Raw genomic sequence first — 14,215 nt, forward strand, 5'->3', positions numbered from 1 at the left:
AGACGGTCGGGCCGATACCCTTGGTGGTATGGCCCTTACACAATCTGACCTTGACGCGCTCGACCAAGCAATCGCCTCCGGCACCCTGGAGGTTGAATTCGATGGCCGCCGACAGCGCTTTCAATCAACCGACGCGCTCCTCAAAGCCCGTGACCACGTAGCCCGCGTCGTGAACCAGTCCGCCGCCCGCACCGGGCCGCGGCTATTCAATTTCCGCTTTACCACCTCGAGGGGCGACTGATGCCGAATCTGATCGACCGGCTCGTCGGCTGGATCAACCCGCATGCCGGTATCTCGCGGCACTTCGCGCGCAAGCAGCTGCAACGCGCCTATGAGGCAGCCAGCCCCCGCGATTCCTGGCGCCCGCGTCGCGCCGGCGCCAGCGCCAATGCGGATCACCAGGCCGATGCACGCACGCTGCGCAACAAGGCGCGCGCCCTGGTGCAGAACGTCCCCTACTGCACGGCCGCACTGTCGGGACTGGGTGCCGCTACCGTCGGAACCGGCATCGTGCCGCGTGCGACCGGTGCCGAGAAGGAAATACTGAACGCTTTGTACAAGGACTGGATGAAGGTCTGCGATGCAGATGGACGCTTCGACTACTTCGGCATGATCCTGGCTGCCTATCTGGCGATGGAGCAGGATGGCGAGGTACTGGTGCGCAAACGTCTGCGCCGACCGACCGATGGCCTGCCGGCGCCACTGCAACTGCAGCTGCTCGAGATCGACTGGCTCGATAGCGAGCGGATGGGAACAAACGGCGGCAACCAGATCATCAACGGCATTGAATACGACATGCTGGGCGCCGTCGCGGCATATTACCTTTGGGATCAGCATCCCGGCGATGCCAACTTTACCCGTGGCAAGAGGGCGCAGAGCACGCGTGTGCCGGGGCAAAGCATCATTCACTTATTCCGCCCGGAGCGACCAGGGCAGGGGCGCGGCTTCTCACGCTTTGCCCCGGTTATCGCTCGCGTGCGTGATTTGCAGCTGTATGAAGACGCCGAGCTGGCGCGCAAGAACCTGGAGACCAGGCTGAGCGTGCTGGCCAGTGGTGACACAAGCCAGATAGAGAACCCGGCGTCGATGGGCGACGGCGGCGCACAAGGTCAGGGGACGCGCGACATGGGTGAACTGGGCGGCGGCAACATCTTTGGCATGCCACCCGGGATGAACTTCACCGTCGTCGAACCGAAAGCCGCACCTGGCTATGTCGACTACGTCAAAAGCCAATTGCACCTAATTGCGGCGGGCCTGGGCGTGCCATACGAAATGCTGACCGGCGACATGAAGGAGGTGAATTTCAGCAGCGCCCGCGTCCGCCTTCTCGACTTCCGCCGCAGCGTTCAGCAGCTGCAATGGCTGGTCCTGATTCCCAAACTGCTGGTGCCAATTCACGAGGCCTTCGTTGAAGCGGCCTACCTGGCGGGCAAGGTTCGGAAGCGCGATATGGCGGTCGACTTCAGTCCGCCGAAGTGGGATTACGTGAATCCCGAACAGGACGTGAAGGCGGACCAGGCGGAGATTGGTGCCGGCCTCTCGACCATCAGCGAAAAGCTTCGCCAGCGTGGCTACGACCCCGACGTCGTGTTCGCAGAATGGAAGTCCGACTTCGACAAGCTGCAGGCGCTGGGCATCCTGGACACGATGCTCTTTATGCAGCGCGGCAATCTGCCGACGGCATCGGGTGACCAGAACCTCGGCGCATCGAAGTAGACAGGGGCCGACCAGGAGCTGGGAATGCCGTTAAAACTGCTGCCGATGTGCAGACGTCTGCACAAATGGCTAGCGGTTCGGCCGCACGAAATCTGTCTCAGTTTTCCGAGAATTGAGACTGCACAAAAAGGAGAATGCATAGCATGACGACGCCTACCACTCCAACAAACGCCAACCGCTCTCCAACTGATCCCCGGAACATGCCGCCGCAAAGCCGCGCGGCGCAACTGGTGCCATCTACTTTCAACGAGGCGGACAACACGATCGATGTCGTCTGGACCACCGGCGCGCGCGTTCGTCGCTACGATTGGTGGACCGAGACCGCCTACGAAGAAGAGCTGGCCGTCACGCCGGAAGCGGTTGATATGTCGCGATTCGACGCCGGTACGGTCCAGGTGCTTGATGGCCACCGCACCTATGGTGGCGTGGACGCCATCCTGGGGATTGCCATTCGCGGCAGTATCGAGAATGGCGAAGGCAAGGCAACGCTGAAGCTCTCCACGCGCCCAGAAGTGGCAGGCATTGTTGCTGATATTCGCGCCGGCATTATCCGCGCAATCAGTTTTGGTTACTCCATCAGCAAGTACGAAATCACGCGGGCCATTGACCGCACCGATGGCGTCAACATGCCGCTGTATCGCGCGGTCGCGTGGCAGCCCAATGAAATCAGTTTTGTCACTGTTCCGGCTGATGCTGACGCAAGTACGCGCAGCCAGCCCGCCAATGGTGCCCCTTGCGAATTCTTCACCCGGGCGCCCGCCCATTCTTCTCCAACCCAACAGGAAACTAATATGCCGACTCCAGGTACCCAGCCGGGCGCATCGACCGCCGCTCCCGCCGACCCAATCCGTTCCGCCGCACCCGCACCAGCTCCGGCTTCAGCCGGCGCTACCACCGAAACCCCACCGGCGGGCGAGGACGCGGCTGCGCGTGCCGCCCAGGAGGCAGCAACGCGTGCCGCCGAAATCACCGAAATGTGCACCCGCCACGGTGTGGGTCAGTTGGCTGCGGGCCTGATCCGCAGCGGCAACTCCGTTGACCAGGCCCGCGCGGCAGTGCTGGATGAGCTGGCGCGCGATGATGCAGCCGCAGGCGGCCATCGTAATGTCCGCGTGCAGGTGGTCGCCGATGAACACCAGGTGCGCATGGCCGGCATCGAAGAAGCGATGATGCACCGCATCCACGCCGGCACGAAGCTGACCGATAACGGCCGCCAGTACCGCGGCATGAGCCTGCTGGAAATCGGTCGTGACTTCCTGGAAGCGCGCGGCGTCAACACTCGCGGCATGGATCGCATGACGCTGGCGACCAATATGCTGCAGTATCGCTCCGGTATGCACAGCACCAGCGACTTCGCATCTGTGTTCGCCAACGTGGCCAATAAGCGCATGCGTAGCGCCTACGACGAGAATCGCGGTACCTACACCCAGTGGGCCCGCCGCGCGCCAAACGCTCCTGACTTCAAGAACATCAGCGTCGTGCAGTTGTCGGGCGCCCCGGATCTGCTGCAGACCAACGAACATGGTGAATTCAAGTACGGCACCATGACCGATGGCGGCGTCAACTATGCGCTGGTCACTTACGGCCGCATGGTATCTCTGACCCGTCAGGCGATTATTAACGACGATCTGCGTGCGTTCGAACGCCTGGTTGCCGCATTCGGCGCCAGCTCCAGCCGCCTGGAGAATCGCCTGGTGTACAGCCAGCTGACGGTGAACCCTGTCATGGGCGACGGCAACGCGTTGTTCCATGCCACCCATGCGAACCAGGCAACCGGTGCCGGCTCAGCGCTGCAGCTGAGCGCACTGAAAGCGGGCCGTACTGCGATGCGCCTGCAAAAAGGCCTGGCAAAAGAAGAGCTGAACCTGTCCCCGAACTTCCTGATTGTGCCAGCAGCCCTGGAACAGGATGCCTACCAGTTGACCAGCTCGAACTACACCCCGGCCAAGCAGGCGGACGTGAACGAATTCCGCAATGGCGGCCGCACTGCCCTGGAGCCAATCGTCGAGCCAATCCTGGATGCGGCGAGCGCCACCGCCTGGTACCTGGCAAGCAACAACAGCATGATCGACACGGTCGAGTACTGCTACCTGGACGGCGCCGAAGGTCCGGTCATCGAAAGCTGGGATGGCCGCGAAGTGGACGGTGTCACCTGGAAGTGCCGCCTGGACTTCGCTGCCAAAGCCGTCGACCACCGTGGCCTGTACATGGGCGTCGGCGCTTAACGTGGCGCCGGTTCGCAACTGACCAACCTTCAAACCTTAGGACATAGAGATGAAAAACTTTGTACAACCTGGTGGCATCGTCACTGTCGCGGCGCCGTATGCGCTCACCAGCGGCATGGCCGTTCTGGTCGGCAGCCTGTTCGGTGTCGCGGCATGTGACGCCGCGAACGGCGCTCCTGTGGATATCAAGCTGCAGGGTGTCTTTGACATCACCGCACTGACTGCTGACGCCGGTGGCGTCGGCACCAAGATGTACTGGGATGTCGCCAACAAGCGCCTGACCATCACCGCAGCCGGCAACACCCTGGTGGGATGCCTGACTGCCGCCAAGACCGGTGCTGACACCACCGCGCGCGTGTACCTCGACGGTACTGTCCGCTGATTCGTCCGTGACCTTCGCCGCCCTCAAAGCCCAAGTTAACGCCAGCGTGCTGCGGCACCTGGCAGACGCCGACGTGTTGATCGGAGGCGTGTCGGTGCGCGGGATCTTCCGCAATCCGGCAAGCGTGGTGAACCTCGGCGTCGGAGCGGCGGACACCAGCCCCTCAGTGTCGGTCGCGTCTGGCGTTGTGCCGGATGATCCGGCTGGCCAGGTAATCCAGATCGATGGCGTCACGTACACAATCCTTCACGACGCGCCCGATGGTGACGGCATGACGCTCCTGACACTGGAGATCGGCCAATGAGGCCGCAAACGGCTTTTGCGCAGATTGTCGGCGCGATCATTGCGGCGCTGCAGGCCGCGCCAGCGGTATGCGTTCGCATTGACCGCGCCCGATCGTCCCTGGTGCCAGAGCAGGTCGAACAGGCCGTCAGCGTCCAATGGGAGCAGACGCAGCCTGAAGCCTTCGTGATCAAAGGGGCGCCGCTTAACTGGCAAACCCGCGTGACGATCGAGTGCCTCGCACGCAGCGTCAAGGATCCCGGAGACCTCGCAGTGGATGGTCTTTTGTCGGCAGTGGTCGAGCGCCTGGCGCAAGACAGCACGCTGGGCGGCCTGGTTGGCGATCTGCGCATTGTCGGGATTGAGGCGCAGAACAGCGTCGAAAGCAAGAAAACAGGGTGGGTTCAGCTCACCTATATCGCAGAGCACTGCACAAACAATTCAACCTTGAACTGGACATGAACACCGTACAAAACAATCGCGATATTCCGCCGCCACCGAGCGGTGGTTCCTGGACCTTCGATGAGGCCATGTGGAAATGGGTGTCCAACGACCCTGCGCCGACCGTCGAGAACGAGCCATCGGCAGAGTTGGCGGCCATCCACCACGACCCTGAACAGGAGTAATCATGGCACGTTACATCAAGAACACGCTCATTACCGCTGCGATCGAAGCGACCATCGGCCAGGATGCAGCGCCGACTGGTGCCGCCAACGCGGTGCTGATCAGCGATGCAAGCATTACCCCGCTGGATGCGCAGAACATCGACCGTAGCTTGATTCGTGGTACGTTCGGCGCCAGCGAACAGTTGGTTGGTCCGGCGAGCGTCAAGATGAGCTATTCGACCGAACTGGCCGGCTCCGGCACCTCCGGCACAGCTCCGCCATGGGGCAAGCTGCTGCAGGCCTGCGCCTGCGCTGAGGGCATTCTGGCAACCCCGGCGCGTGTCGAGTACACCCCGGTATCGATGGGCCTGAAGTCCGCCACCAAGTATTACTACGACGACGGCGTCCTGCACAAGCTGCTGGCCGCCATGGGTGACTTTACGCTGTCGGCCAAGATTGGTGAGCGCCCGCTGCTCAAGTTCGACTGGACTGGCCTGGATGGTGGTGTCAGCGCAGCAAGCGATACCGGCACCTTCACTGCGTGGAAAAAGCCGGTTGCTATCACCAAGGCGAACATCGTCGACATCACCCTGGGCGCGACCTATAACGCCGGCGCGCTGACCGGTGGCACCGTCTACTCCAGCACCGGCCTGGAGCTCAAGGTCGGCAATCAGGTTGGCTTCAACCCAATGGGGGCCACTGAAACGGTCGATATCACCGACCGCGAGTCGACCGGTAGCGTGGAGCTGGACCTGACCCCCGCCCAGGAAGTGGCAATGATGGCCAGCGTCAAGGCCAACACTACCCAGAGTCTGGCGATCACCATCGGCACGACCGCTGGTAACAAGTTCATCGTGTTCGCCCCGGCGACCCAGTTCATCGCGCCGAAGAAAGTCGACCGCAACGGCAAACGCCTGATCGGCTTCGACCTGCGCTTCGTGCCGGTCAACGGCAACGACGAATGGCGCATCGTCCACCTGTAGTTCCAACCTAAATAGAAAGAAGAAATAAACATGGCATTCAAACTCGTTGTTCGTAAGAAGGTGCGCGTTCCGGTCAAGGGCGTATTGAAAGGCGAAGATGGCAAACCAGTCAATTTTGACTTCGTCCTGATTTGTGACCGCAAGAACCAGTCGGAGATCGATGAAGTGTCCGAAACCACAGCGAAGACCTATAAAGACTTCATCCTGCTTGTTACAACGGGCTGGGAATCGGTGCTGACCGAAACGGGGGATCCGCTTCCTTTCGATGCTGACAATCTGTCGGCAGTCCTGGATCAGGTCGGTATGCCGCATGTCTGCTACCACTCGTATATCAAGGAAGCGGGTGCGTTCGTAAAAAACTAAAGGAGGCTGCGCGCCTGCATGCGCGCGGCCAGTTGCAGATCGGCGTGCAGGATGAGCCGAAAGCCGATGAATTCATGGCCGAAGCGCTTGCCGCGCTCGGCCTCTTCTGCGATGACGAAACTGTCATCGATAACGAAGAATTCTGGCTCTGGCCGGAGAACGAAGAAGCCTTCTGGCTCTGGTGCATGGTCCAGACGCAGTGGGTGATCGGGATGGCCGGCCCCGTCGGCCTTCACTACCCCGGGATTGAGTCCTGCATGCGTATGCGGGGCACGCCCAAGAAGAAGGTCCCCCTGCTGTTCGGGTTGATTCAGGCGATGGAAAGTGCAGCCCTGGAAGAATGGGCCGCCAAAGGATAGGTAAGCGATAGATGTCATACACACCAGGTGCAGGCGCCATCATCAGCTTTGTGGTCGATGGTGCACAGGTTGCGCAACGTCAGATCGGAGCAATCGGTGGTTCGCTCGATGAACTCTCCGGCCATGCCAAGACCTCGGTCAAGGAGCTTGCCGCCTTTGCTGGCGTTGGCCTGAGCATTGGTGCCCTTGCCGAACAGGTGATGAGTGCGCAACGTGAATTCGACAAGACCAATGCATCGCTCATCACTGCCACCGGCTCGGTCACCAATGCCGGGCAGGCCTTCAAGGCCTTGCAGGCATTTGCGGCCACCACGCCGTATAGCCTTAAGGAATCCACGGAAGCGTTCATCAAGATGCGTAACCTGGGCCTGGACCCGTCCGAGAAGGCGCTGCGCTCTTATGGCAATACCGCGGCGGCGATGGGCAAAGGTCTGGACCAGATGGTCGAGGCGGTGGCGGACGCGGCTACGGGCGAGTTTGAACGCCTGAAGGAATTCGGGATCAAGGCCAAGAAGAACGGTGACGACGTCGCATTCACTTTCCAGGGCGTCACGAAGACCGTTGGCAGCAGCGCCAAGGAGATCGAGGGCTACTTGCAGGGCATCGGCGAGAAGAACTTCGGTGGCGCCATGGAGCTTCGTGCTGCGACACTTGACGGCGCGGTTAACAACCTGGGCGATGCATGGGAAAGCACCATGCGCACGATTGCCCAGAATGGGATTGGCAACGCGATGGCCTCCAGTGTGAACGCGAGCGCAAGCGCGCTGGCGGACCTGAACGCCATCCTGGATGCGGTGGCCGGCTCTGCCAAAAAGGAAGGCGAGGCCGTCAAGGAAGCCAGCGGGCTGCACGTGGCCATGACAACCGTCTTTGAGACGGTGGCAATACTAGGCGTCAACGTCGCCTACGTGATGAAATCGGTTGGCCTGGAGCTCGGCGGCCTGGCCGCCCAGGCCATGGCTGTCGCGCAGGGAGACCTCGGCCTTGCCAGGCGAATCGGCCAAACGATGAAGGAAGAAGCCGAACAGGCTCGCAAGGAAGTCGACGCCAAATCGGAGGCGATCCTCGGCGCGTCGGCCAAGGCGCAAAAAGCCGCGGCGGAAGAAGCTGCGGCGAAGAAGGCAAGCGGTCGTGATGACCTGGCGCAGTACAAGACGGTCCTGAGTGCCGCTGAGCAGGCGGCTGAGGCTGCCCGCAAGCACAACGACGCGATGAAGAAGTACGCCGCTGCACCCGAGCAACTGGCCGAAGAGCTCAAGAAACTGAAAAGCGAGCTCGGCGCCACGTTCACTTCGGCCGACGAAGCGCGCGTTCGAAAGCACTTTGCCGCCATGGATGAGGGCGCCAAGGCATACGCCGAGATGACCAAGTCGATCGGCGAAAAGATCGCCCAGAACAGGCTTGAACTTGCGTCGGATGAGGCGCTGGCCGAGAGCCAGAAGCTGCAAGTCAAGCTGGATCAAGAGCTCGCCTCTGGCAAACTCAGGCTGTCCCAGACGCAGCTGACGTCCGTACGCGCTAAGCTTGCCGAACTTGCGGCCACAGAAGCGCTGATCAAGGCGCACCAGGGTGAAAAGGCAGGACTGACGCTAATGCAGCAGAGCGCGCAGGCGCGCAATGCGTCGAGTGCAGCCCTGGCGGCTGAATACGCGCTGTATGGCAAGAGCGCCGATGCGCGCGAAATCGCCATGGTCGCGGTCAAGGCTGAAGCGGAGTTGGAGCGATTCCTGGCTGACGAACGCCGCAAGGGCCTCGTGATTGGCGGGGACGTGGAAGCGCAATTGCGTGCAGAGAAAGACATGCGCGTCGCGGTGGAGCAAGCCACTATGGCGCAATCAAAAGCGCTTGGCTATGCGGCCCAGCTGGCCTCAGAAAACAAGCGGGCCGCTGCCGAATCGATTTCCGATCCACGGGCTCGCGAGCAAGCACTGCTCAACATCGAGGCCGACACCTGGCGCGAGCGCGTTCGCCTGGCCGGCGAGGGTACCGCGGCGCAGAAACAGTTGCAGACAGAATTTGATACCTGGTATGCAAACCGTCTGAAGGGTGCCTCCAGCAACGTCGACCTGGACAGGGCGCGTACGGTCCTGGAGATCATGAGCGCGTTGGACGAATCGGCGCGGTCAGCGGCGCAGGGCATGGCCGATTCGTTTGGCCGCGTGGGCTCGGCCATCGGCGGCTTAACGACGGCGCTTAGTGGCTATGGTCGCACCCAGGCGGCGATCGCAGCGCAACTGGCCGCTGCCACCAAGGATGCCGGCGGCGACCAGACGAAGATCCAGCGCGCCAATGCCGTCGCGGCCCAGCAATCGGCCCAGGCGCAAATGAAGTCCTACGGCGACATGGCAGGCGCCGCGAAGGGGTTCTTCTCCGAAAATTCGAAGGGCTATAAGGTGCTCGAAGGCGTGGAGAAGGCCTATCGCGCGACCGAGATGGCAATGGCGCTGGAGTCGATGGCGAGGAAGATCTTCTTCAAGGAGGGGGAAGTTGCCGCCCACACTGCGCTGAACGCGACCAAACTGACTGGCGAAGCAACGACCACGGCCGCCTCGACCGGGCTTGCCGCAACCGAAGCCAGTGCGTGGGGCGTTACCGCCGTCGTGAAGGCGATGGCCTCCCTGCCATTTCCCTACAACCTGGTCGCCGGTGCGGCAACGCTAGCCGCCGTCGTGGCGATTGGTGCCAAGATCACGGGTGGTATGGGTGGCGGAAGCGTGAGCGTGTCGGAGCAGCGCCAGGCCGCACAGGGAACCGGCACCGTGCTGGGAAGCGGGAGCGCCAAGTCGGATTCGTTGAACAAGGCGATCGAGCTAACTGCATCGAACTCTTCCACGCAGATCGACTACTTGGCCGGACTGCTGAACACGCTGCGGACGATTGAGTCGAACATTACCAGTTTTGCCAGCGAGCTGGTACGCAGCACGGACATCAGCAATCCGAGCGTGAGCCTGGATAGTGGCAAAACCGGCGTGGTCAAAGCCGGTCTTGGAGACATTGCTGCGGGTGCGCTTGTGACGGCAGTCGCGAACAAGATCCCGGTGATTGGCAAGATGATGACTTCGCTGTTCGGCGGCAAGCAAACCCTGGAGGATTCCGGCTTCACCATGGACCGCACGTCGCTCGCGGCGGCGCTGGCTGGCAAGGTCAATGCGCAGTCATATGCCGACATCAAGACCTCCGGCGGCTGGTTCAGCCGCGATAAACACAGCGAGCAGTTGAGCGGCCTTGGTGCCCAGGCTAACCAGCAATTTGGCACGATCATCAAATCGCTCGCCGACGGTGTTAACCAGGCTGGCCAGTTGCTGGGCGTTGCAGGCGACGACTTCACGCAGCGCCTCGATGGCTTCGTCATCGACATTGGCCGCATCAGCCTGAAAGGAATGAGCGGGGAACAAATCCAGAAGACTCTGGAGTCGGTGTTTTCCAAGCTGGGCGACCAGATGGCCTCCTATGCCGTTGGCGGCCTGCAGCAATTCCAGCAGGTGGGCGAAGGCTATCTGGAAACCCTGGTGCGTGTCGCCGCCGACTACACCAAGATCGACGCCTCGTTGCAGTCTATCGGCAAGACGTTTGGCAGCGTTGGTACCGGTTCGATTGCGGCGCGAGAGGGGCTGATCGCGCTTATGGGCGGCGTCGACCAGTTCCAGTCGAAAACGGCGGACTATGCCCAGAATTTCCTGACCAAGGCGCAGCAGCTGGCGCCTGTGGAAGCGTTCGTGGCCCAGCAGCTCGAGAGCATGAACCTGGGCTGGGTCAAGTCGCGCGAACAGTTTGCTGGCGTGGTGCAGGGCCTGGACCTGACCACCGAAGCTGGCAGGAATACCTACGCCGCGCTGATGAACCTGGAAGGCGCCTTTGCCGCCACACACGAAGCGATCAAGGACGTCACCCGGTCGGCCCAGGACATCGCCGACGAGCGCAAGGACTTGCGCGGCCAGTTGGATCAGCTGACGATGACGCAGGCGCAACTCCTCAAGAAGCAGCGTGATGCGCTCGATCAGAGCAATCGCTCGTTGTTCGACCAGGTGCAGGCCGCGCAGAAGGTGCGCGATGCCCAAGATGCCGCCAAATCCAGCCTGAGCAGCTTCATGAGCCAGATGCAGTCGTTTGCTTCGACGACCGCCGGCCTGAATGGCAGTCTGGCCCTCGGCGGACTATCGACGCTCACGCCGGAACAGCAGTACGCGGAGGCGCGCCGCCAGTTCGAACAAACCCGCCAGCTGGCCGCTGCTGGTAACGCGGACGCGCAGGGCAAGCTCAGCGCGGTCGAGCAGACCTTCCTGCAGCTGTCACAGAAGATCAACGGTAGTGATGCGAAGTATTCGTCCGACCTGGCGACGGTGATGCGCACCAACGATGAGATGGCGCAATGGGCCATTGATTCCGTCGACGTGGCCAGGGCGAGCCTCAACGCTTTGAATGATTCCTCGGCTACCCTGGCGGACATCAGCGCGACCTTGACGTCGATTGCCCAGGGCGCGCAGCGCCTACCAACCGCGCCGGTAGGCGTGAATGTGCAGACGTCTGCACAGCTCGGCGCCGGGATCAATTTTTCGAACGTCGGAACGAGCAACATGATCGCGCTGGTGGACGAGATCAAGGCCTTGCGTGCTTCGAACGAGGCGATGGCCGCTGAGCTGAAGGGCTTGCGTGCTGACCAGCAAAGGCAGACCGGCGACCTGATTACGGCAGGCGCCGGAACGGCGCAACAAGCCGCCGAAACGGTCGTGGATGGCGTGCGCCACGCCGTTACCGAAGCGGCGTATATCGAGGCAAACTCGGCGAGGGCGCTATCTTGATCACAGATGCGCAGTTTTTGGATTGGCTTGGGGATTGTGGTGCGCAGCGTGTACAGCTGTTTGAGGTCGGAGTCAAAAGCGGCGGAGTCGATATCACGCGGTACTTATCAAACAAGGCCTACATTGCCTCGGCTAACACGCCGTACCAGGCGGTCATTTCGGTTGGCCTGAAGGTAACGGAATCGATTTCTCTTGATTCGGCAGCAACCCTGTCGGCAGGCGACATTGAAATCAACAATGCCGACGGTGCGCGCGACGCCTGGTTGGACGACATTTGGGTCAATCAGCCAGTGAACGTGTTCGTTGGCGACGTACGCTGGGATCGGGCCGATTTTCGCCAGGTGTTCAGCGGCGTGGTCGTGGATATCAGTTGTAAGTCGCGTGACCGCTTGAGCCTGCGATTGGTTAACAAGCTTGAGCGCCTGAACACCCCGGTAACCGATGTCAAGATCGGCGGCAATGCCACTAACCCTGATGCGCTGGCGCCGGTCCTGCTGGGCGAATGCCACAACATCAGCCCAGTTCCGACTAATCCGGTCACCCTGGAATACGCCTTTGGTGACGGGGTGAATGAGGCCGTTGCTGAAGTACGGACGGACGGCAAGCCGCGAGGTGCCGTCACGATATCGACTGGCACGGGTCGTTTGGTTTTCAACGAAGCCGTTGGGCCGGGCGTCGTTACATGCGATGCCCAGGGCGTGAAGTACAACGGTAACTACGTCAATACGGTCGGGCAATTGGTGCAGTACCTAGTGACACAGCGAGGGAAAGCGACGACCAGGTTCACCGCCGCGGATCTCGATGCAGCGCAGCTGGCCGCCTTCGATGCAGCAAACCCGCAGCCTGTCGGTCTGTGGCTGACCGAGCGCACGAACGTCCTGGTGGCCTGCCAACAACTGGCTGGCAGCGTCGGCGCTCAGCTGGTGCCGTCAATGTCCGGCAAGCTGCGGCTGATTCAGTTCGCGATTCCCGCTGCTGCGGTGACCGAGATCCGGCCATCGCAGCAGCTGGACCGCAGCATCATGATCGTGAGGCGTACGGAGGTTGCCGCGTCGGTCAAGGTGGGCTACTGCAGGAATTGGACCCCACAGGATAAATTGCAGACCTCGCTACCCGATGCGCACAAGGCGCTGTATGCGCAGCAATGGCTGTCCGTGACGGCCGTCGATGCGGGCGTGCAGGCGACATACAAGCTCGATGCTGAGCCGGTACAGATCGATACCTGCCTGCTGCGCAAAGCCGATGCGCAGGCCGAGGCGAACCGGCGCCTGGTGATCGTCAAGGTGCCGCGAACCACCTACCGCTTCGACGCAGTGCCGTCGCTTCTGCTCCTCGAGCTGGGGCAGGCTGTCAAGCTCTTCAGCAGACGTTTTGGCCTGGCTGCGGGCAAGGTCGGCCTGCTGACTTCGCGCGCGACGGATTGGGACACACTTCGTTCTACTTTGGAGGTAACCGTCTAATGGCGGCGTTCGTCAACGACCGCACGGTGCTGATCATGGCGACGATCCCGCGCTACGCGCCGCCGACAGATCGCGGGATGTTCCTCACGCCGTCGTCCGCCGTGTTCAAGGTCGCGGCTGACGGCCAGAGCGCGTCGCCGGCATCGTTCACCTTTAAGGCGACGTTGCTCAATATGTCCGGCACCGTCACTTTCACCAGTAGTGCTGGGATTTCGCTGATCGTCGTCGGCAACGAGGTCACCGTCACTTATGCGAACTTCTCGGCGGTCTCTGGAACGGTCACCGCAACCTTGACGGTAGAGAACGCGCAGTACACCCAGACTGCTACCTTGACCAAGGTGGCTGATGGAGCTAATGGCGCACCAGGCGCTGCTGGTGCGCGAGGAAACGTTGATATTGCGGCAGTCACCACTGGGTCAGTCTGGTCGGACACTGAGGCTGCGGCCGCGCTGGTAGCAGCTGGCTACGGTGCACCAAAAGCGCGCGACCTGGTCACGCTGTACAAGGCAGACCGCACGTTCGGTGCACAGAAGATGTACGACGGTGCAGCCTGGGTGACCGTGAACTACGTTTACAACGGCAATGTCTTCGTCAAGGGATCGATCCTGCCTGAGGCCATCGATACGCGCGGCCTGGCGATCAAGGATTCATTAGGTAATGTCATCCTGGGTGCTGGAACGGCACTTCCTGCCTCTTATGCGGCGCCTGGCACGCTGAACAGCGAGCAGCAATGGAGCGATGTGAAGGGGGCAGGCCGGCCCGCTGATAACGCCACGGTAGGCGCTGTCATCGGCACCAACCTGTCCGGACAGCTCACTAAGGCCAATATCTCCACCTTTATCCAGGCTGCAGCGATTGGCTTAGCGCAGATTGATACCGCGAGCATCGCGAATCTGTCTGCTTTGAGCGCCGTGATTGGCCTGCTGCGTACGGCTACTTGGGGCGGACGCATGGAGATCGAAAACAACCAGCAGCGGATCTACGACGACAGCAACAACCAGGTTGTTCAGATCGGTCGTCTTGATCCATAGGAGTTCCAGT

General features: G+C 61.4%; 13 protein-coding genes. All 13 read left to right on the plus strand.

Annotation, left to right across the window (positions count from 1 at the left end; genetic code table 11):
* The first annotated feature begins 28 nt into the window (after window positions 1-28).
* The 13 genes from AC1RTP_RS27230 (at window position 29) to AC1RTP_RS27290 (ending at window position 14,205) form a co-directional block, all read left to right on the plus strand.
* Window positions 29-241: a phage head-tail joining protein gene (locus AC1RTP_RS27230; RefSeq protein WP_498611774.1), complete on the plus strand. Its 213-nt coding sequence runs from the start codon at window positions 29-31 to the stop codon at window positions 239-241.
* Window positions 241-1,716 (plus strand): phage portal protein, encoded by a 1,476-nt coding sequence (locus AC1RTP_RS27235; RefSeq protein ID WP_498611775.1) that lies wholly within the window; start codon window positions 241-243, stop codon window positions 1,714-1,716. The genes AC1RTP_RS27230 and AC1RTP_RS27235 overlap by 1 nt, the downstream gene beginning before the upstream one ends.
* 143 nt (window positions 1,717-1,859) lie before the next feature.
* The gene (locus AC1RTP_RS27240) at window positions 1,860-3,941 is read left to right on the plus strand and encodes a prohead protease/major capsid protein fusion protein (protein ID WP_498611776.1); all 2,082 of its coding nucleotides are present in this window, start codon (window positions 1,860-1,862) and stop codon (window positions 3,939-3,941) included.
* A 49-nt stretch (window positions 3,942-3,990) separates the two neighbouring features.
* Window positions 3,991-4,323 (plus strand): DUF2190 family protein, encoded by a 333-nt coding sequence (locus tag AC1RTP_RS27245; protein WP_498611777.1) that lies wholly within the window; start codon window positions 3,991-3,993, stop codon window positions 4,321-4,323.
* A 7-nt stretch (window positions 4,324-4,330) separates the two neighbouring features.
* Complete coding sequence (locus AC1RTP_RS27250) at window positions 4,331-4,627, plus strand: head-tail joining protein (RefSeq protein WP_498611778.1); 297 nt, start codon at window positions 4,331-4,333, stop codon at window positions 4,625-4,627.
* On the plus strand, window positions 4,624-5,067 hold the full coding sequence (locus AC1RTP_RS27255) for a hypothetical protein (RefSeq protein ID WP_498611779.1): 444 nt from the start codon (window positions 4,624-4,626) through the stop codon (window positions 5,065-5,067). The genes AC1RTP_RS27250 and AC1RTP_RS27255 overlap by 4 nt, the downstream gene beginning before the upstream one ends.
* Window positions 5,064-5,231, plus strand: coding sequence for a hypothetical protein (locus AC1RTP_RS27260; protein WP_498611780.1), 168 nt, complete (start codon window positions 5,064-5,066; stop codon window positions 5,229-5,231). Before AC1RTP_RS27255 ends, AC1RTP_RS27260 begins: the two co-directional genes overlap by 4 nt.
* 2 nt (window positions 5,232-5,233) lie before the next feature.
* Window positions 5,234-6,193, plus strand: a complete 960-nt coding sequence (locus tag AC1RTP_RS27265; protein WP_498611781.1) for a phage tail tube protein — start codon at window positions 5,234-5,236, stop codon at window positions 6,191-6,193.
* A 30-nt stretch (window positions 6,194-6,223) separates the two neighbouring features.
* Complete coding sequence (locus tag AC1RTP_RS27270) at window positions 6,224-6,556, plus strand: hypothetical protein (RefSeq protein WP_498611782.1); 333 nt, start codon at window positions 6,224-6,226, stop codon at window positions 6,554-6,556.
* Window positions 6,557-6,588: 32 nt separating this feature from the next.
* Entirely contained in the window at window positions 6,589-6,915 is a 327-nt protein-coding gene (locus AC1RTP_RS27275) for a DUF1799 domain-containing protein (protein ID WP_498611783.1), read from the plus strand.
* 11 nt (window positions 6,916-6,926) lie between these two features.
* Window positions 6,927-11,714 (plus strand): tape measure protein, encoded by a 4,788-nt coding sequence (locus AC1RTP_RS27280; RefSeq protein WP_498611784.1) that lies wholly within the window; start codon window positions 6,927-6,929, stop codon window positions 11,712-11,714.
* On the plus strand, window positions 11,711-13,174 hold the full coding sequence (locus AC1RTP_RS27285) for a hypothetical protein (RefSeq protein WP_498611785.1): 1,464 nt from the start codon (window positions 11,711-11,713) through the stop codon (window positions 13,172-13,174). The genes AC1RTP_RS27280 and AC1RTP_RS27285 overlap by 4 nt, the downstream gene beginning before the upstream one ends.
* The gene (locus AC1RTP_RS27290) at window positions 13,174-14,205 is read left to right on the plus strand and encodes a hypothetical protein (RefSeq protein ID WP_498611786.1); all 1,032 of its coding nucleotides are present in this window, start codon (window positions 13,174-13,176) and stop codon (window positions 14,203-14,205) included. Before AC1RTP_RS27285 ends, AC1RTP_RS27290 begins: the two co-directional genes overlap by 1 nt.
* The last annotated feature ends 10 nt before the right edge of the window (window positions 14,206-14,215 follow it).

This window comes from Pseudoduganella sp. GW821-FHT11H04 (assembly GCF_058807935.1).